Below are 18,652 nucleotides of genomic sequence, written 5' to 3'. Positions count from 1 at the left end.
AAAGCCGCCCCTATTCCTTCAAGCAGGCTTTCAGACGACCTGCATGCCCAACCGCCCTACCCGCCCCGATCATTATGAATACTCCAAATGCCCCGCAGATGCTTGCCTCCGTCGATTTAGGCTCCAACAGCTTCCGCCTGCAAATCTGCCAAAACAACAACGGCCAGTTACAAGTTGTCGATTCGATTAAAGAAATGGTGCGCTTTGCCGCCGGATTGGACGACAAAAAATATCTCGACGAAGCCTCGCGCCAGCGCGCCCTCTCCTGCCTGTCCAAATTCGGCGAACGCCTGCGCGGCTTTTCCGCAGAGCAAGTGCGCGCCGTCGCCACCAACACCTTCCGCGTGGCAAAAAACATTGCCGAATTCATCCCTCAGGCCGAAGCCGCATTGGGCTTCCCCATCGAAATCATCGCCGGACGCGAAGAGGCCCGCCTGATTTACACAGGCGTGGTGCATACCCTGCCGCCGAACGGCGACAAAATGCTGGTGGTGGACATCGGCGGCGGTTCGACGGAATTCGTTATCGGCAGCGACATCCAGCCCATGCGTACCGAAAGCCTGCCGTTGGGCTGCGTAACCTACAGCATGCGTTTTTTCCAAAACAAAATCGACGAAAAAGTCTTTCAGACGGCCATCACCGCCGCCCGTACCGAAATACAGCGCATCGCCAAAGCATATAAGGATACCGGTTGGGATTTCGCCGTCGGTACTTCCGGCTCGGCAAAATCCATCCGCGACGTATTGGCGGCCGAAACCGGCAACACCGAAGAAACCATCAGCTACCCCGGCATGAAAAAACTGATGCAGCGCATCTGCGAAGCCGGCAGCGTGAAAAAGGCCAAATTTGCCGGATTGAAGGCTGACAGGCTGGAAGTATTCGCCGGCGGTTTGGCCGTCATGCTGGCCGTATTTGAAGAACTGGGCGTGCAAACCATGACCGTAACCGATGCCGCCCTGCGCGACGGCGTGTTCTATGACTTCATCGGCCGAAGCCTGAACGAAGACATGCGCGAACAAACCGTTACGCAGTTCCAGCAGCGCTACCACGTTTCCCTCAGCCAGGCCGACCGCGTGGCGCACACTGCCTCCATCCTGCTCGAAAGCCTTGCCCAAAACGCATCGGTACAAGAACTCAACCACTGGCGGCAATATCTCCGCTGGGCGGCCAAACTGCACGAAATCGGCATCGACATCGCCTACACCGCCTACCACAAACACACCGCCTACATCCTCGACCAGGCCGATATGCCGGGCTTTTCACGCCGCGAACAGCAAATCCTCTCCGTCCTCGCCCTCGGCCAGCGCGGCGACGTGCGCAAAGTAGTGGAACAGGCGGGCGGCAACACTATGATGTGGTTCGCACTCTTCGCCCTGAGATTGTCCGTTCTGTTCAACCGCGCCCGCCTGCCGCTGACCCTGCCGCAATTCACCCAACTGCGCAGCCCCGCCCCATCGTCCTTCATATTGCGCATCAGCGGAAAATGGCTGGAAGAAAACCCGCTGACCGCAGGCGCATTGGCGGAAGAACATGAGCAATGGGCGAAAATCAATATCCGTTTCGACATCCAGGCCGTCTGAAAGAACAAAACAAAATGTCCGATAACGAAGAAAACTGCGACTACACCCTCAACCAAATCCTGCATGCCGCCCTGCTCTCCCGCGGCTACACCGTCAGCGAAGAAGAAGGCAAACTGCTGCCCGCATTCAAAATACCCGTCGCCTTCGACACACTGGCCTACATCAACAGCCGCAACAACGGCAGCACCGTTACCCGCCTCGACGTGGAAACCTGCCTGCCCGACGGCCGTCTGCTCTACGAAGCCTATGGCGACATCGGCCGCAGCATTGAAGAAGCCCTCAGCGCGAATTGGGACAACTTTGAAAAAAGCGCGCTGAACGTCATGCTCGACGCCTTCAATCAAACCGGCGGCGCAGAAAACTGGACGCTTGACGGCCTGCCGTTTGCCGCCTATATCGGCAGACCCACGCTCAAATTTGCCGGCGGCAAACCGCAATGCCCGACCGAACCGCTCATCGGTGCGGTTAAAGAAGCACTGAAACGCACCCGTATCGGCAACGCCATCCACTTCGTCCGCTTTTACTACTGCCAAATCAACGGCGAAACAGAAAGTGTGGAATTCATGTTCGACAACCAAAACCTGCCCTTCGCCGAACAGGCACTCGCCCGTTTGGACTGGCCGAAACGCGAGGCCTTCTACAGCCTGCGCCTGTTCCTCATCCTGATTCCGGAAAAGGTCGTCTGAAAAACCTTTTGCGGGAAAACCATTGACTGCATAGCGAAAATACCGCATAATCCGCGCCTTTCGCGCCGGATTGTCCGGCCAAACCGAATTTTCCGCCGTACCCTGCCGGCACGGCCTTGTTAGGAGGTGATGTTTTCATCACGGCGCATGCCCCGCCCTGCCCCCTGCAGACAGCGGCATAACAACATATTTACCGCCGTCCCTTTTTTCAGACGGCCCCACTATCTAACGAAATATCCGAAATTTGAAGGAAATAAAATGCCTACTATCCGTGTAAAAGAAAACGAACCTTTTGAAGTTGCCATGCGCCGTTTCAAACGCGCGATCGAAAAAACCGGTCTGCTGACTGAACTGCGCGCGCGCGAAGCCTACGAAAAACCGACTACCGAGCGCAAACGCAAAAAAGCGGCTGCTGCCAAACGCCTGCAAAAACGCCTGCGCAGCCAACAACTGCCGCCGAAAATGTACTAAGCCGAAACGCTTATCCGTTTTCAAAAAAACACCGCATCCGTCTGCGGTGTTTTTTGTTTTATAATGCCTGCTTTCCGACTCGAACAAGGAAACCAAAATGACTTTGAAAGTCAAACTGACCGAAGACATGAAGGCCGCGATGCGTGCCAAAGATCAGACGGCACTCGGCACAATCCGCTTAATCAATGCCGCCATCAAACAGTTTGAAGTGGACGAACGCACGGAAGCAGACGATGCGCGCGTTGCCGCAATACTCGGCAAAATGATCAAACAGCGCAAAGACTCGGCCAAAATCTATGCCGATGCGGGCAGGCAGGATTTGGCCGACAAAGAAAATGCCGAAATCGAAGTATTGAACCGCTATCTGCCGGAAATGCTGTCCGAAGAAGAAATCGCCGCCGAAGTCGCCGCCGTGCTGTCCGAAATCGGCGCATCGAGCATGGCCGATATGGGCAAAGTGATGGGCGCACTGAAAAGTAGGCTGGCGGGCAAAGCCGATATGGCCTTAGTCAATCAGGCGGTGAAGGCCGCCTTGAGCCGCTAGGCAGACAGCCATGCGCCAATCTTCGCTTTTTTTTCCGCTGCTGCTGATTACCGTCGGCGCGGCCTGGTTTCTGAAAAGTACCGACATCTTGCCCGCCACCTCCACCTTAATCGCCGCCGCTTTCGCCACGGTCGGCGTGCTGGTGCTCCTGATGGACGGCATCAATAAGCAATCGGTTGTTGCCGGCCCCCTGCTGGTGTATGTCGGAGCCGCGATATATTTGCGAAACACTTATTGGATCGAGCTGTCGCCGCTGATTGCCTTGGGCATGATGATATTCGGCTGCCTGCTGTTGCTCTCCCGCAGCAGCCTGGTGCCGTATAAAACGCAGAAAAACCCGCCGCAATACTAGCTAAAATAAGAAACAGGCCGTCTGAAAATACGCTTTCAGACGGCCTTTTGCCATGCGGCAATACCGATATCCGACCCTATCTCTTTTCAGACGGCCTGCATTTAGGCGGAGGCCGTCTGAAAGCCGGGAATAAGGCTTGGCAGGACGGCAGCTTCGTCTTTGCCGTGCGGAAACCCAGCCTCACAAGCAAAGATTTGTTTTCAGACGGCCTTCTGTTGCCAAGAGGCCGTCTGAAACTTCGGTATGGTTTTTCAGACGGCCTGATGTATGGCGGAATACAGGATGGGCGGCTTTCCGTTATTTAACCGGCTTCAAAGTCGGCAGTACGGTGTCCCAAATGGCGAGGATTTCGGCTTCGCTGCGGCTCGTCCCTTCCGCACGGTCCGCGCCGAATTTCATCATGATGCGCGGGTCGCCTCCGTCCCGTTCCCATATCAGCATGTATTTGTTGTCCTGCCATTTGATCAGCTTTTCCGTGCCGGACATGCCGTTAATATCGCGTTTGCCTTGGCGGATGGTGCGGTAGCCGGCGGTTTTGAAGATTTTGGCCAGCGCGCTTTTTTCGGAGACGAGGTCGCGTTCGAGCAGGGGCGGCTCGCCGGGCTGCAATACCGCGCCGTGCAGCATTTCCAGACGCATGTCGGTCTGCTTGGCAAAGCGTACCGCGGTGTTGGCTTTGAAGGGTTTGCCGCCGTCGTCGGCAATGAAGCCTCGGATCAGGCAGATGCCGCTTTGGTTCGGCACTTCGTATTCCTGCCGTTCGCGCAGGCCTTTGAGGAAGTCGGCGCGATATCTTTTCTCCATGCCGTCGAGCATTTCTTTTTCTTTTACCTTCCAGTTGGCCGGTTCTTTGCCGTTATTGGAGGGAATACGGAAATAGCCGCTGACGGTGTAGGCGTCGTCCTTATCGAGCTTGAATATCATGTTGGTTTCGTAGGGCATGCCCCGGTCTCTAATAATATCCTCCCAGTCAAAATCTTTACGCGTTGCAAACATCACGGCCCGGCCGGGGATCAGGGTGCGGGCGTCCACAAAGCGGTCTGTGCCGTCGCGCCCGCTTTTTTGAATGTTTTTCCAAGTATTCATCCGACTGTCCCATGCATTGAACAATACCATCACACTCCAGCCGTTGTATTCTATCCACGAGCTGCTGTGGCGGCGGATAGCGGGCAGACGCAATTGGTAGCGGCCGCTGCAATACGGTTGTTCGGTCCAGTAGGCGGTGTCGATGACGGGCGGACTGCCTGCGGCCCGGGCGGGGACGGCTGGAGTCGCGGCAGCCAGCAGTGCGGCTGTGAGGAAAGTACCGGTATATTTCATGCAATGTGTCCTTAGGGCTGGGTTAATCGGGTTGTATGGGTTCGGCAATGGGTTTGAGGATGCGCAAACCGGACATATAGTGGATTAAATTTAAACCAGTACGGTGTTGCCTCGCCTTGCCGTACTATCTGTACTGTCTGCGGCTTCGTCGCCTTGTCCTGATTTAAATTTAATCCACTATAGTATCGCTTTGCAGCTTTTCGGCTTTGTAAGGCGCGGAATTTCTTTAAAGCATCAGGTGGGGTGTAATCAAAGGAAAACGCTATATTTCTATTTTAACAGGGTATTTCTCAAAACCGCATCCGACAAAAATAAAAAAAGCCGTCTGAAAACATTTTCAGACGGCCTTCCCCCCACATAAGCCGAACCGGGTTCGGCCTAAAGCAAACGGTTAAAAATCCTTAGTGGTGCGTATGCCCGATTTCAAAAGTCAGTGTGCTGTATGAAGCCTGTTTTTGGCATACTTTTTGGTCGGCATAATCGGCTTTGTATTCCACGCTTGCCTTCCAAAAGCCCTGACGCAGCGGAATGATGTCCACCGTGCCGTCGGCTGCGGTTACATCGTAGAAGGCCTGCGCCTCTACTTTGTGTGATTTTTTGCGGTCGGTCAGATCGAAGCCTTCGAATGTCGCAGTAACCGGAACATTGGCCAAAGGCTCGCCCTTATAGAGCACTTTTACTTTAAACAGTTCGCCCACGCGCACATTGGCGGGATTATCCAGCGGTACGATTTCCAAAAGATGATCTACAGGGCGCGTAATCACTGCGGTATCCGCGCTGTCATGGCCGACATTGACGATGTTTTTGCCGTACATCCGCGTTTGTTCGCAATATTCGGCATCCGGCATTTCGGTCATATTGACTTTTTTCCAACCGGCTTTGTTTTTCGACCAGAAAGTCGGCTGGTATTCCGCCGTTACCAAAAAACTGCCTTCGCGGACCGGCTTTTTGCTTTCATATTGGTAATTGAATTCGCCCTTTTGCACCAAATCCTCATGGCCTTTGTCGGTATACAGCCGCATCGGTTTGCTGAAAATATGCAGCCGCTCTTGGGCAATCGGTTCAAATTCGGGGAACTCGCCATAGCCCAGCTGCGCTTTCAAAATTTCGCCGCCGTGGGTATGGTCTGTTTTCACCCAAACGCGGTGTGCATGTGCGGAAAACACGGCAGCCGACAGCACTGCTGCCAATACAACTTGTTTCTTCATTTTCATCCTGTGTATGACTTGTTTCGATTGTTATATTGTAACCATCTTGGTAAGGTTTTGCCAGTATTTGTTAAAAAAAATATCCGGCCGTATAATTCCTAATTTATACAAACCGATACGGATATCCATATGCACCTTCCGGTAGAAATCAAAATCCTTAATCCGAAAATGGCCGAACAATTGCCCGCGTATGCCACGCCCGGCTCGGCCGGGCTCGACTTGCGCGCCTGTATAGACACGGCCGCCACCATCAAGCCGGGCGAAACATTCCTCATCCCGACCGGTTTGGCGGTTCATTTGGCCGACCCGGGCTACGCCGCCATGATATTGCCGCGCTCCGGGCTGGGACACAAACATGGCATCGTTTTGGGCAATTTGGTTGGCCTCATCGATTCCGACTATCAGGGCGAACTCAAAGTTTCGGTTTGGAACCGGGGCAACGCGCCGTTTACCGTCGAACCGTTCGAACGCATCGCTCAGATGGTCATCGTCCCCGTCGTGCAGGCCGAATTTAAAATCGTGAACGAATTTGCCGCCAGCCAGCGCGGAGAAGGCGGCTTCGGTAGCACGGGAAAAGCCTAAACTACTGTTTTCATTATCTATTATTGGAAATAAACAGACAGGTGATGCGGTTTGCAAAAAACATGGCGGGTTTGCCGACATCATGAACGGCAAACCCGCTTTTTGCTTCACTTGGATTTGAATGCCCGCGTCTTGCTGCACGGCATCGGGAACGTATGGTCAGTAAAGTTGAAACAGAATCAGTAAGCCGTAAACGGCACGCGGTAAACCTGCCCGTCCACCGATATATCGGCCAAGAAATCATGCCGCGCTTCGGTACAAAGCGGCAGGCGCACGTTTTGTGCCAGCCAGCCGCCGTCTGCTTGACGGTGCAAGTCATAGCGGTTGAAGCCCATATCCATATCCCGCATCGAAAAACTCACCGACACGGCTTTCTCCGCCCCGCTGCCGGATAAGGCAATATCAAACGGTGTTTTCAAACCCGCAGCCGGCGTAAAGCGCAACACGGCGCCGTTCGGCAGCGTGCAGCCGCGGCCGATATCGCATGCCAACGATTCGGCGGCAGGCTGCTGCTGTTGCCACCAATACAGCCCCGCCAGTTTTGCCGCCGCAAACACCAGCAGCAACACCGCCGCCGCCAGCCATTTTCCCTGCCCCTTCATCCTTTAAGCCTTCACATCAAAAAGCGCGATTATACCCCGCCCTCGGAATACGGCGGCAAGGGGGAGTGCCTCAATATCTGATACAATGCCGTCTGAAAAAAACAGCGGATTGAAAAATGAGCATTGCCAACAATAAAAAAGCCTTTCACGACTACTTTATCGAAGACGAAATCGAAGCCGGCCTGGTATTGGACGGCTGGGAAGTCAAAGCCATCCGCGCCGGGCGGGTGCAGCTCAAAGAGAGCTACATACACTGGAAAAAAGGGGCATTCTACCTGGTCGGCTGCCACATCACCGCCCTGCCCACCGCCTCCACCCACGTCAAACCCGACCCCGTCCGCCAGCGCAAACTGCTGTTGAAGCAAAGCGAAATCAACAAGCTCATCGGCAAAGTCGAACGCAGCGGCTATACCCTCGTCCCGCTTAATATGCACTACAAACGCGGCTATATCAAAATGGACATCGGCCTGGCCAAAGGCAAAAAACAACACGACAAACGCCAAAGCATGAAAGAAGCGGACTGGAAACGGGAAAAACAAAGGCTGATGAAAAACAGCCGCTAAACCGCCGGCACAACAAAAAGGCCGTCTGAAAAACCTTTTCCGGGTTTTCAGACGGCCTTTAAACTACCGCCCGTCATGCACGGCGGACATAATGCACAAACGCATACTCCAAACCGTTTTCCGCAACATGCGCCTCACGTCCGGCCTCCTGCCAAACCGCCGAATCGATTTCGGGAAAAAAAGCATCCCCTTTCACCCGCAGGCCGATTTCCGTAATCCGCAGGTCGGTGGCCGACGGCATGGCGAGACAGTAAACCTGTTCCCCGCCCATCACCACGACCTCCTCCGCCCCCTCGCACATAGCGACAGCCTGAGCCAGGCCGGGAGCGGTTTCCGCGCCTTCAAACACACCTTCCGCCTGCCTGCTGACCACGATATTGCGGCGGTTCGGCAGCGGTTTCTTCGGCAACGAATCCCAAGTCTTCCGCCCCATCACCACCGGCTTGCCCGACGTATAGGCTTTAAAAAAAGCGAAATCCTCCGGCAAATGCCAAGGCATCGCATTGTCGATACCGATTACATTACCGTCGGCACAGGCGGCAATCAGCGTGATTTTCTGCATAACTCTTCCTTTTTTCAGACGGCCCGCATTATAGCCAAAAAGCACGCCCGCACACCAAACCCCGCCTCATGCTTTTCAGACGGCCTGAAGAATTAAAGCTATAATAAACACCTTGCAAACACCCTGCCGGCCGCAGAGGCCGTCTGAAAAACGGAACCGATAAAATGAAACAGAAAATCATCGAGCAAGCCCGCGCCAAAGGCGCACAAGTTACCGCATTGCGCGAACAGGTGCTGGACATCGTATTGGAGCACGAAGGCGTCATCAAAGCCTACTACGTCCTCTCGCAAATGCAGCAACACAGCAAAACCCCGGTCGCACCACCCACCGCCTACCGCGCATTGGACTTCTGGGCCGAACTGGGCGTATTGCACAAAATCGCGGCGGTAAACGGCTACGTCTTATGCAGCCACGCCCGCCACAACTGCTGCGAACACGGCCACGCCGAACACACCGGCAGCGGCCACAGCGCCTTCATCCTCGTCTGCACCGAATGCGGCGCGGTGGACGAACAATCCCTCAGCCGACAATGGGGCGACCTCCAGCAGGCAGTCGCCGACACAGGCTTCTCGCTGACCGAAAAACACCTCGTACTGACAGGAATCTGCGCAAAATGCCAATAAAAAAAACCAAAGTCCACCTGATTTCAGGCTTTTTAGGCACAGGCAAAACCACCGCGCTGAAAAGCCTGATGGCGCAAAAAGACCCAAATGAAAAATGGGTGATATTAGTCAACGAATTCGGCGAAATCGGCATCGACGGCGCAGTATTGAGCGACGAAGGCATCCCCGTGGCCGAAATCGCCGGCGGCTGCCTCTGCTGCGCCGCTGGGCCGCAAATGGGCAGCGCGTTGGCCAAACTGCTGCGCAACGAACCCGACCGCATCATGATAGAAGCCAGCGGCCTGGCACACGCCGCCAGCGTCATTGACGAACTCAAGGCCGCCCCCTTCGCCGACCAACTCGAAATCGCCGCCGTCTTCACCGTGGTCGATCCGCGCCAATTCATCAACCCCGACTACGCCCAACAAGCCTTGTACAAAGACCAAATCGGCATCTGCGACATCTTGGTTGCCAGCAAAACCGACCTCTGCACGCCCGAACAACTTGCCGAATTCCACGACAAAGCGGCCAAACTGTTCCCGCCGAAAGCCAAAGTGGTCGAAGTGCAAAACGCACAGCTCGACATCCAATGGCTGGACATTCCCGTCATCGAAAAATCACGCTACCGCCTCAAAGCCCTGCCCGACAACACCATGGGTTTCCAATCGCAGGGCTTTACCTTCCCGGCCGGACAGGATTTTGACGGCGAGAGGCTGACTAACTTTTTCAACGACTTGCCGAAACTGACCGAAGGCCTCGTCCGCGCCAAAGGCGTCTTCCAAGTGCTCGGCACCTGGGTATGGCTCAACTGGGTGGACGGGCAATGGGGTGCCAACCAAGTCGCTTGGCGGCGCGACAGCCGTTTCGAACTGATTGCCAAATCCTTTGATGCCGACCTGATCGAGCAAAAACTGCGCGACGCATTGGAAAAGTAAACGCGAAAATCAAGAAAGGCCGTCTGAAATATCAGCTTCTGCGAAGCAAAAGCATTTTTCAGACGGCCTTTTGGCATTAGATCGGGAGTTGTGCCTTCGCGATGTGCAATACGGCAGGATATTCTGACATCCTTGATTTTGTGAAATTTATCAAAGCACTATTTTAAATCAGCCTAACCGGCCGGAAAAATTTAAAACCCGATTCATAAATCAGAACAAGCATACAACGGCACATTCGCCATCCAGTCCTGTTCGCGATAATCCGCCATCGAAAACCGCAATGCCTGTTCGGGCGCAAACTGTTCCACATAAACTTTCAAGCTCTTCGCTTTCAAATTCTCTTCAGCCTTCACTTCAATCGGTATAACCCCTTGTCCGCGTTGCAGGACGAAATCCACCTCGGCCGTTCCTTTTTCGGTTGCCCAATAGAAGACAGGATTGTCTTGCGTGGCAATCAGTTGTTGCAAAACATATTGTTCGGTCAGCGCACCTTTGAATTCAGTAAAAATGCGGTTGCCTTCCAATAGGGTTGCCGCGTCCAAATGACTTTGGGCAGCAAGCAGGCCAACATCCAAGCCAAAGAGTTTGAAGGCGTTGTCTTGATAGGCGGAAAGCGGCAGATGCGGCTTTTTGACGCGCGGCACGATATGTACCAAACCACTGTCTTCGAGCCATTGCAGGGCGGTTTCGTAATCTTTGCTGCGCGCTCCTTTTTGCAGCTGGGCATAAATAAATTTCTTGTTTTCTTTTGCCAGTTGTTCGGGAATGGCATTCCATAAGGCGCGCACACGTTGTACGGTATGGCCGTCTGAAATGTGTTTGGAAAAATCTTGTTCGTATGCCGTCAGCAAATGACGCTGCACTTGGCGGACTTCATCTACATTTTGCGTATCAATAAAGGTTTGCACTGCTTCGGGCATCCCGCCGACAAAATAGTATTGGCGCAACCGCTCGATATAGCGGCTCTTCATCGCCGAAATCAATGCCCAATCCTTCATTTCAAGCAGTTGAACCAAATTTTCATCGCCAAGTGCAGTCAAGAATTCGTGAAAATCCATCGGGTAAAGCGGTAAAAACTCCACCTTGCCGACGGGAAAAGATACCTGATGGTGCAGCGACACGCCCAACAGCGAACCGGCGGCAACGATATAAAACTGCGGTGCATTTTCATAGAAATATTTGAGCGATGACAGGGCTTGCGATACTTCTTGAATTTCATCAAAAATCAGCAAAGTATCTTCGGCTTGGATATCCACGCCGCTTTCAATTTTCAAACCGAGCAACAGGCGGCCGATGTCGTAATCGCCCGAAAACAAGGTTTTCATGCGCGGATTGTTGTCAAAATTGATATAGGCGGTTTTGGCAAAATGCCGTTTGCCGAAATGCTTCATCGCCCACGTTTTACCAACTTGCCGTGCACCTTGAATAATTAAAGGTTTGCGATTGGCTTTGTGTTTCCACTTTTCTAAAGATTGGATGATTTCGCGCTGCATGATGTCTCTCGAAAACCAAATATCAGGCTGATTATACAGGCCGAAATACATTTTTTCTAAGGAAAATTTATTTTTATAATACATTTTCTCAAACGAAAAAATGGGAGAAAATACATTTTTTTGAATTAAAACCTAAAAGATTTTTTGCTTCACAGAAAATAAAGTTTACGAATGGACAAGTTACGAATCGGCAGGGAAGACCGGGACGGTTTGAGAAAGAAATAATGAAAATAGATTGAAAGGCCGTCTGAAAACAAGGTTTCAGACGGCCTCTTCTTCCCATTAGGGAAAAACTGTCAGCCTGCTTTCCGCTCCTGCCAGTTGAAACATGCCACCAAATCGGTATTGAAATGCGCGCCGATGTTTTGCCGCCTTGCGTATGCGGCTTGGGCGACGGCGAGGCTGCATTCGAGCAGGTTGCGGTTTTCGTATTCGGACGCGGTGTGCGGCTCGGTTTGGTTTTGCTTCCAAAGCCACAGTTGGGCGATGGCGCGACGCAGGTCGGTATCGTTGCGGAGGATGCCGAGATGGCATTGGTTGAAGGCTTGCAGGGCGGGACGGCTGAAGGTGTTTTGGAGGTCGTCTGAAAAGATGCACGCTTTGGCGGAGGGGTTTTCAGACGACCTTTGGGACGGTACAGCTTGGAACGCTTGTCCGTCCGCGATGGTTTGGGCGGCAAGCCTGGCGGTAACGACGCATTCGAGCAGGGAGTTGCTGGCGAGGCGGTTGGCTCCGTGCAGCCCTGTGCAGGCGGTTTCGCCTAAGGCGTAGAGCTGCGGCAGGGAGGTTCTGCCGTAGGGGTCGGTGTGGATGCCGCCGCAGGTGTAGTGTTGCACGGGGCGGACGGGGATGGCTTGGCGTGTGATGTCCAAGCCGCATTGGGACAGGCAGTGCCGATGGATGGACGGGAAATGCTGACGGACAAACTCTGCGGGTTGATGGCTGATGTCGAGCGAGACGAAGTCTTGCGTTTGTTTGGCGATTTCGGCGGCGATGGCGCGGGCAACGATGTCGCGCGGCGCGAGTTCGGCGCGGCGGTCGTAATGCGGCATAAACCGTTCGCCCGCTTGGTTGGTCAGGATGCCGCCTTCGCCGCGCACGGCTTCGGAAATCAGGAAGGTGCGTCCGTTTTCAGACGGCCTTGCCAAGCCTGTGGGGTGGAATTGGATAAATTCGAGGTTTTCGACTGCGCAGCCTGCGCGTATTGCCATGGCGATGGCGTCGCCCGTGCATTCGGGCGGCGTGGTGGTGGCGGCGTAAATCTGTCCCAAGCCGCCGCCTGCGAGTACGGTGTGGCGGGCACGGATGCGGTAGGTTTCTTGCGTTCGGCAGTCGAGGACGGTCAGTCCGCACGCTGCGCCTGATCCGGTTTGAACGTCCAACGCCATCTGCCGCTCGTAAACGCGGATGTTCGGGCGGCAGCGTATTTGGGCAATCAGGCTCTGCATGACGGCTTCGCCCGTGTAGTCGGCAACGTGGGCGATTCGGCGGCAGGTATGCCCGCCTTCGCGCGTCAGGTGCAGGTCGTTATGACTCCGGTCGAACGCCACACCCTGCGCCAGCAGCCATTCGATTGCCGGTTTACCCTGCGACAGGATGGTGCGGACGGCGGCTTCGTCGCACAAGCCCGCGCCCGCCTCCAAGGTATCGGCAACGTGTTTTTCGATGTCGTCCTCTCCCGACCACGCCGCCGCAATCCCGCCTTGCGCATGACGGCTGGCGGTGTCGTCCAGCCGGTTTTTGCACAAAATGACGATGCGGAACGACTCAGGCAGCGACAGGGCGAGCGTCAGTGCCGCCAGCCCGTTTCCGGCAATCAATGCGTCGCAATCGGTTTGCATGGTGTTGTCCTTGTTTGAGAGGTCGTCTGAAACGGCAATATTGACGGCAAATCAGGCGGGGCCCATGCCGTTGAACACATCTTTTTTCTTCAGCCCTGCCGCGAAGTCGAGCATACGCTGCAAAGGCAGTTTGGCGGCTTCGCCCAGCTTTCTGTCCAACAGGATTTCGTTGCGTCCGCTTGTCAGGGCGTGTTTGATGCCGCCCAGCGAATTCATCGCCATCCACGGGCAGAACGCGCAGCTTTTGCAGCTTCCGCCGTTGCCCGCCGTCGGCGCGGCGATAAATTCTTTGTCGGGCGCCTGCTTTTGCATTTCGTGCAGGATGCCCAAATCGGTCGCCACGATGAATTTTTTTTCGGGACGCGATACGGCGGCCTTCAGCAGTTTGCTGGTCGAGCCGACCACGTCGCCTAATTCGATGACGCTTTGCGGCGATTCGGGGTGAACCAGCACCGCCGCGTCGGGGTGCTTCGCCTTCAAGGCCGCCAGCTCCTGCCCTTTGAATTCGTTGTGGACGATGCACGAACCCTGCCACAGCAGCATATCCGCGCCCGTTTCGCGGCGGATGTAGTCGCCGAGGTGGCGGTCGGGCCCCCAAATCAGCTTCTCGCCGCGCGATTTCAAATACGACACGATTTCCAACGCCACCGAAGACGTTACCACCCAATCGGCACGCGCTTTCACGGCGGCGGAAGTGTTGGCGTACACCACCACCGTGCGGTCGGGGTGTTGGTCGCAAAACGCTGAAAACGCTTCTTCGGGACAACCCAAATCCAAAGAACATTCCGCCTCCAAATCAGGCATCAGCACCGTTTTTTCAGGGCAGAGGATTTTCGCGCTCTCGCCCATGAAGCGCACGCCCGCCACCACCAATGTACCGGCTTCGTGTTCCGCACCGAAGCGCGCCATCTCCAACGAATCGCCCACGCATCCGCCTGTTTCCAAAGCCAAATCCTGAATCAGCGGATCAACATAATAATGCGCCACCAAGACTGCGTTTTTCTCCTTCAGCAAAGCCTTGATTTCGTCTTTCAGACGACCTGCCGTCTCGCGGTCGGGTGTGTCGGCAACCTTCGCCCACGCCTGACGGATTTGGCAGGCGGAAGTCGGCGTCTGAATGAGGGGCATATCGTAATCGAACGAGCGGCGGGCGGCGGTTTGCATGATGTTTCCTTGTAGCTGGTTTTGAGGCGGCATGAAGGTTTGCCGTCTGTTTTTCAAACTGTTTTTATATTATGCTCAACTTGAGTATAATATGCAAGGTCGTCTGAAAACAGGTTTGCGATACCGCAAAACCGACCCGCTTCGTTCCGACAAACCGCTTTGGTTTACAATAAAGCCTTTCCCACCCGCAGAAAGCCGAGCATGGACGCCTACCCCGAAGCCGAAGCCCCGCCGCAAAGCATCGTCGAACTGGTTCCCGTATTGATTGCCGTTACCGACGGCGGCCTGCGGGTGTTGACCGTCGCCCAAGGCACGCTCCTGCCCAACGGCCCGCTCTCCCCCCTGCGCAATTCCCTGCAGGCGGGCGTGAAGCTGTGGGTCGCCAAGCAGACTTCGCAGCCTATGGGTTATGTGGAACAGCTTTACACCTTTGTCGATACCCACCGCCGCAACGAACACGGCATGGCCGTCTTGTACGTCAGTTACTTGGGGCTGGTGCGCGAGGCAGCCGACAGTATCCTGCACCCGGATGCGAAATGGCAGGACTGCTACGGCTATTTCCCGTGGGAAGACTTGCGCACCGACGGCGGGCAGCGCGACGCCGTCGTCAGCCGCCTGCGCATTTGGGCAAACTCGGCGGACACGGAGGAAGTACGCCAAAAGCGGCTCAAGCGCATTCATTTGTGCTGGGGTGTCGAACCGGAAAACTGGTCGGAAGAATACGTTTTGCAACGCTATGAAATGTTGTATGAAAGCGGCCTGATAGCGGAGGCCGCCGAGCCGCAGGCAAACTTCGACTTCGCGCTCACGGGGCAGCCCATGCGCCACGACCACCGCCGCGTGTTGGCGACCGCCCTGTCCCGCCTGCGCGCCAAAATCAAATACCGTCCCGTAATTTTCGAACTGATGCCGCCCGAATTCACGCTGCTGCAACTGCAAAACAGCATCGAAGCCATCAGCGGCAGATTGCTGCACAAACAAAACTTCCGCCGCCAGATTCAGCAGCAAAACCTCATCGAGCCGTCGGATACCGGCGTATCGGGCAGCAAAGGCCGTCCTGCGCAGCTTTACCGCTTCCGCGACGACGTCCTGCCCGACAGGCTGATTTCGGACATCGGACTGCCGCTGGGCAGCCGTTAACCCGTTTTCAGACGACCTCAAATGAAGTTTTGCCCCATCGGTGCAACATCAATCTTTTTCAACAAAGGAAACCCCATGTCGTCTGAAAACACCCTCTTCCCCCTACCCGACACCCTGTTGCGCCCCATGGTGGAACAAGCCTTGAGCGAAGATTTGGGCAGGCGCGGCGACATTACGTCCGCCGCCGTCATCGCGCCCGACAAAACCGCCAAACTCTTCCTCATCAGCCGCGAAAACGGCGTCATCGCCGGCATGGACTTGGCGCGCCTCGCCTTTCAGACGATGGATCCGTCCGTCCGCTTCCAAGCCGAAATCCACGACGGGCAAGCCGTCCGCGCAGGTCAGACGCTTGCCGCCGTCGAAGGCAACGCCCGCGCGCTGCTCGCCGCCGAACGCACCGCGCTCAACTACCTCACGCACTTGAGCGGCATTGCCACCGCCACCGCGCGTGCCGTTGCCGAAGTCGCCGAATACGGTACAGACATCGTGTGCAGCCGCAAAACCATCCCCCTGCTGCGCGTCCTGCAAAAATACGCCGTCAGGGCAGGCGGCGGCGTGAACCACCGCATGGGTTTGGACGACGCCGTACTCATCAAAGACAACCACCTCGCCTATTGCGGCAGCATCGCCCAAGCCGTGCGGCAGGCAAAACAGGCGGTCGGACCGTTGACCTGCGTGGAAATCGAAGTGGACACGTTGGCACAACTGGACGAAGCCATCGCAGCAGGCGCAGAACGGATTTTGCTGGACAACATGGACGACGAAACCCTGGAAGAAGCGGCAAACCGCTGCCACACGCAAACCGCCCACCCCCACATCATCTATTGCGAAGCATCGGGCGGCATCGGCTTCGACCGCCTAAAGTGCGTAGCGCAAACCGGCGTGGACGGCATCGCCCTCGGCTATCTGACCCACAGCAGCCGCTCGTTGGACATAGGTTTGGATTTCGTGGCGTAAGTTCAATTACACATCGATATCCAATTTCCCCAAAAATAGAAAAATAGAAAAGGAGGCCGTCTGAAACCTGTTTTCAGACGGCCTCAAATCCGAATTTCAAATGTCGGGCTCCAATTAGTGTCCGCCGCAATTCAAAATAACCCGAACATCGGCTTAAATCAGCTAATTCCGATTTATCTTCATCTATTTTTTCTCAAAACATCATCCGTGCAAGCAACAATCGGAGCAATCGGTTAAAATGGGCCGTCTGAAATTTGTTTGACCGAATTGAGAAAACCATGTCCCAACAATACGTCTATTCCATGCTGCGCGTAAGCAAGGTTGTGCCGCCGCAGAAAACCATCATTAAAGATATTTCCCTTTCCTTCTTCCCCGGCGCGAAAATCGGCCTGCTCGGTTTGAACGGCGCGGGCAAATCCACCGTGCTGCGGATTATGGCGGGCGTGGATAAAGAATTTGAGGGCGAAGCCGTGCCGATGGGCGGCATCAAAATCGGCTATCTTCCGCAAGAGCCGGAGCTTGATCCTGAGAAAACCGTGCGCGAGGAAGTGGAAAGCGGTTTGGGCGAAGTGGCCGCGGCGCAGAAACGTTTGGAAGAAGTGTATGCCGAGTACGCCAATCCTGATGCGGATTTTGACGCGCTGGCGGAAGAGCAGGGCCGTTTGGAAGCGATTATCGCGGCGGGTTCGTCCACGGGCGGCGGTGCGGAACACGAATTGGAAATCGCCGCCGATGCGCTGCGCCTGCCGGAATGGGATGCCAAAATCGGCCATCTGTCCGGCGGTGAAAAACGCCGCGTTGCCTTGTGCAAACTCTTGTTGAGCAAGCCCGACATGCTGCTGCTGGACGAGCCGACCAACCACTTGGACGCGGAATCGGTGGAATGGCTGGAGCAATTCCTCGTGCGCTTCCCCGGCACAGTCGTTGCAGTAACGCACGACCGCTACTTCTTGGACAACGCCGCCGAATGGATTTTGGAACTCGACCGCGGACACGGTATTCCGTGGAAAGGCAATTACTCGTCTTGGTTGGAGCAAAAGGAAAAACGCTTGGAAAACGAGGCGAAATCCGAAGCCGCGCGCGTGAAAGCGATGAAGCAGGAATTGGAATGGGTGCGCCAAAATGCTAAAGGCCGCCAAGCCAAGTCCAAAGCACGTTTGGCGCGTTTTGAAGAAATGAGCAACTACGAATACCAAAAACGCAATGAAACGCAGGAAATCTTTATTCCCGTTGCCGAGCGTTTGGGTAACGAAGTGATTGAATTTGTGAACGTTTCCAAATCGTTCGACGACAAAGTGCTGATTGACGATTTGAGCTTCAAAGTACCTGCGGGTGCGATTGTCGGCATCATCGGTCCGAACGGCGCGGGTAAATCGACGCTGTTTAAAATGATTTCGGGCAAAGAGCAGCCTGATTCCGGTGAAGTGAAAATCGGGCAAACCGTGAAAATGAGCCTGATCGACCAAAGCCGCGAAGGTTTGCAAAACGACAAAACCGTGTTTGACAACATTGCCGAAGGCCGCGACATTTTGCAGGTCGGACAGTTTGAAATTCCCGCCCGCCAATATTTGGGACGCTTCAACTTTAAAGGTAGCGACCAAAGCAAAATTGCGGGGCAGCTCTCTGGCGGCGAACGCGGACGTTTGCACTTGGCGAAAACCTTGTTGAGCGGCGGCAATGTGTTGCTGCTGGACGAGCCGTCCAACGACCTCGACGTGGAAACCCTGCGCGCGCTGGAAGACGCATTGCTGGAATTCGCTGGCAGCGTGATGGTGATTTCGCACGATCGCTGGTTCCTCGACCGCATTGCTACGCATATCTTGGCTTGTGAAGGCGACTCTAAATGGGTGTTCTTTGACGGCAACTATCAGGAATACGAAGCCGACAAGAAACGCCGTTTGGGTGAAGAGGGCGCGAAACCGAAACGGATTAAATATAAGCCGGTAACGCGTTGATTCTTTCCTTTAGTGATGAAAGGCCGTCTGAAAAGCAAAACAGGTTTTTCAGACGGCCTCTTATCAAGCAGAGAAAAGAAATAAACGGCAGGGCG

The 18,652-nt window shown here is 54.9% G+C and carries 20 protein-coding genes and 1 pseudogene; 13 read left to right on the top strand and 8 right to left on the bottom strand.

What is annotated here, in order from left to right; genetic code table 11:
• Positions 1-74 precede the first annotated feature (74 nt).
• From ppx to BM261_RS12225, 6 genes are all read left to right on the top strand, one after another.
• Positions 75-1,580, top strand: a complete 1,506-nt coding sequence (gene ppx / locus BM261_RS00585; protein WP_074894176.1) for an exopolyphosphatase — start codon at positions 75-77, stop codon at positions 1,578-1,580.
• A 14-nt stretch (positions 1,581-1,594) separates the two neighbouring features.
• Positions 1,595-2,266 carry a DUF6348 family protein gene (locus BM261_RS00580; RefSeq protein ID WP_074894631.1) on the top strand — a complete coding sequence of 224 codons (672 nt, stop codon included), beginning with the start codon at positions 1,595-1,597 and terminating at the stop codon, positions 2,264-2,266.
• Positions 2,267-2,524: 258 nt separating this feature from the next.
• Positions 2,525-2,737, top strand: a complete 213-nt coding sequence (rpsU, locus tag BM261_RS00575; RefSeq protein WP_003770158.1) for a 30S ribosomal protein S21 — start codon at positions 2,525-2,527, stop codon at positions 2,735-2,737.
• A 97-nt stretch (positions 2,738-2,834) separates the two neighbouring features.
• Positions 2,835-3,281, top strand: coding sequence for a GatB/YqeY domain-containing protein (locus BM261_RS00570; RefSeq protein WP_074894174.1), 447 nt, complete (start codon positions 2,835-2,837; stop codon positions 3,279-3,281).
• Between the two features lie 10 nt (positions 3,282-3,291).
• Complete coding sequence (locus tag BM261_RS00565) at positions 3,292-3,633, top strand: hypothetical protein (protein WP_003770161.1); 342 nt, start codon at positions 3,292-3,294, stop codon at positions 3,631-3,633.
• 47 nt (positions 3,634-3,680) lie between these two features.
• On the top strand, positions 3,681-3,938 hold the full coding sequence (locus tag BM261_RS12225) for a hypothetical protein (RefSeq protein WP_143095742.1): 258 nt from the start codon (positions 3,681-3,683) through the stop codon (positions 3,936-3,938).
• On the opposite strand, the gene BM261_RS00560 is transcribed toward BM261_RS12225, so the two are convergent.
• From BM261_RS00560 to BM261_RS00555, 3 genes and pseudogenes are all read right to left on the bottom strand, one after another.
• Entirely contained in the window at positions 3,931-4,953 is a 1,023-nt protein-coding gene (locus BM261_RS00560) for a T6SS immunity protein Tli4 family protein (protein WP_074894172.1), read from the bottom strand. The genes BM261_RS12225 and BM261_RS00560 overlap by 8 nt on opposite strands.
• A gap of 71 nt (positions 4,954-5,024) precedes the next feature.
• A pseudogene (locus BM261_RS12220) lies at positions 5,025-5,144 on the bottom strand (IS5/IS1182 family transposase); the annotation flags it as partial.
• Positions 5,145-5,354: 210 nt separating this feature from the next.
• Complete coding sequence (locus tag BM261_RS00555; RefSeq protein ID WP_040665615.1) at positions 5,355-6,161, bottom strand: DUF4198 domain-containing protein; 807 nt, start codon at positions 6,159-6,161, stop codon at positions 5,355-5,357.
• A gap of 129 nt (positions 6,162-6,290) precedes the next feature.
• On the opposite strand from BM261_RS00555, the gene dut reads away from it, so the two are divergent.
• Entirely contained in the window at positions 6,291-6,743 is a 453-nt protein-coding gene (gene dut, locus BM261_RS00550) for a dUTP diphosphatase (RefSeq protein WP_049249351.1), read from the top strand.
• A gap of 179 nt (positions 6,744-6,922) precedes the next feature.
• Here the strand turns inward: dut and BM261_RS00545 are convergent, their stop codons facing one another.
• Positions 6,923-7,345: a hypothetical protein gene (locus BM261_RS00545; RefSeq protein WP_074894170.1), complete on the bottom strand. Its 423-nt coding sequence runs from the start codon at positions 7,343-7,345 to the stop codon at positions 6,923-6,925.
• A 116-nt stretch (positions 7,346-7,461) separates the two neighbouring features.
• Between BM261_RS00545 and smpB the strand changes: the two genes are divergently transcribed.
• Positions 7,462-7,908 carry an SsrA-binding protein SmpB gene (gene smpB / locus BM261_RS00540; protein WP_049249349.1) on the top strand — a complete coding sequence of 149 codons (447 nt, stop codon included), beginning with the start codon at positions 7,462-7,464 and terminating at the stop codon, positions 7,906-7,908.
• Between the two features lie 73 nt (positions 7,909-7,981).
• Here the strand turns inward: smpB and BM261_RS00535 are convergent, their stop codons facing one another.
• Entirely contained in the window at positions 7,982-8,470 is a 489-nt protein-coding gene (locus BM261_RS00535) for a dihydrofolate reductase (protein WP_074894168.1), read from the bottom strand.
• A 164-nt stretch (positions 8,471-8,634) separates the two neighbouring features.
• Between BM261_RS00535 and BM261_RS00530 the strand changes: the two genes are divergently transcribed.
• Together BM261_RS00530 and BM261_RS00525 are read left to right on the top strand one after the other, a co-directional pair.
• Positions 8,635-9,093: a Fur family transcriptional regulator gene (locus BM261_RS00530; RefSeq protein WP_074894166.1), complete on the top strand. Its 459-nt coding sequence runs from the start codon at positions 8,635-8,637 to the stop codon at positions 9,091-9,093.
• A complete protein-coding gene (locus BM261_RS00525) occupies positions 9,084-10,007 on the top strand; it encodes a CobW family GTP-binding protein (protein WP_049254305.1) in 924 nt (307 codons plus the stop codon). Before BM261_RS00530 ends, BM261_RS00525 begins: the two co-directional genes overlap by 10 nt.
• 203 nt (positions 10,008-10,210) lie before the next feature.
• On the opposite strand, the gene BM261_RS00520 is transcribed toward BM261_RS00525, so the two are convergent.
• From BM261_RS00520 to nadA, 3 genes are all read right to left on the bottom strand, one after another.
• Positions 10,211-11,500: an ATP-binding protein gene (locus BM261_RS00520; protein WP_074894630.1), complete on the bottom strand. Its 1,290-nt coding sequence runs from the start codon at positions 11,498-11,500 to the stop codon at positions 10,211-10,213.
• Between the two features lie 296 nt (positions 11,501-11,796).
• Positions 11,797-13,341, bottom strand: a complete 1,545-nt coding sequence (gene nadB, locus BM261_RS00515; RefSeq protein WP_074894163.1) for an L-aspartate oxidase — start codon at positions 13,339-13,341, stop codon at positions 11,797-11,799.
• A 51-nt stretch (positions 13,342-13,392) separates the two neighbouring features.
• Positions 13,393-14,505 carry a quinolinate synthase NadA gene (gene nadA, locus BM261_RS00510; RefSeq protein WP_074894628.1) on the bottom strand — a complete coding sequence of 371 codons (1,113 nt, stop codon included), beginning with the start codon at positions 14,503-14,505 and terminating at the stop codon, positions 13,393-13,395.
• A 201-nt stretch (positions 14,506-14,706) separates the two neighbouring features.
• On the opposite strand from nadA, the gene BM261_RS00505 reads away from it, so the two are divergent.
• From BM261_RS00505 to ettA, 3 genes are all read left to right on the top strand, one after another.
• Entirely contained in the window at positions 14,707-15,645 is a 939-nt protein-coding gene (locus BM261_RS00505) for an NUDIX hydrolase (RefSeq protein WP_074894161.1), read from the top strand.
• A 75-nt stretch (positions 15,646-15,720) separates the two neighbouring features.
• On the top strand, positions 15,721-16,602 hold the full coding sequence (gene nadC / locus BM261_RS00500) for a carboxylating nicotinate-nucleotide diphosphorylase (protein WP_074894159.1): 882 nt from the start codon (positions 15,721-15,723) through the stop codon (positions 16,600-16,602).
• Between the two features lie 278 nt (positions 16,603-16,880).
• On the top strand, positions 16,881-18,557 hold the full coding sequence (gene ettA / locus BM261_RS00495; protein ID WP_074894157.1) for an energy-dependent translational throttle protein EttA: 1,677 nt from the start codon (positions 16,881-16,883) through the stop codon (positions 18,555-18,557).
• The last annotated feature ends 95 nt before the right edge of the window (positions 18,558-18,652 follow it).

This window comes from Neisseria elongata subsp. elongata (assembly GCF_900113545.1).
Classification (GTDB): Bacteria; Pseudomonadota; Gammaproteobacteria; order Burkholderiales; family Neisseriaceae; genus Neisseria; species Neisseria elongata.
Note: the sequence above shows the minus strand (reverse complement) of the source record. Positions and strands in the feature narration are given on the sequence as shown.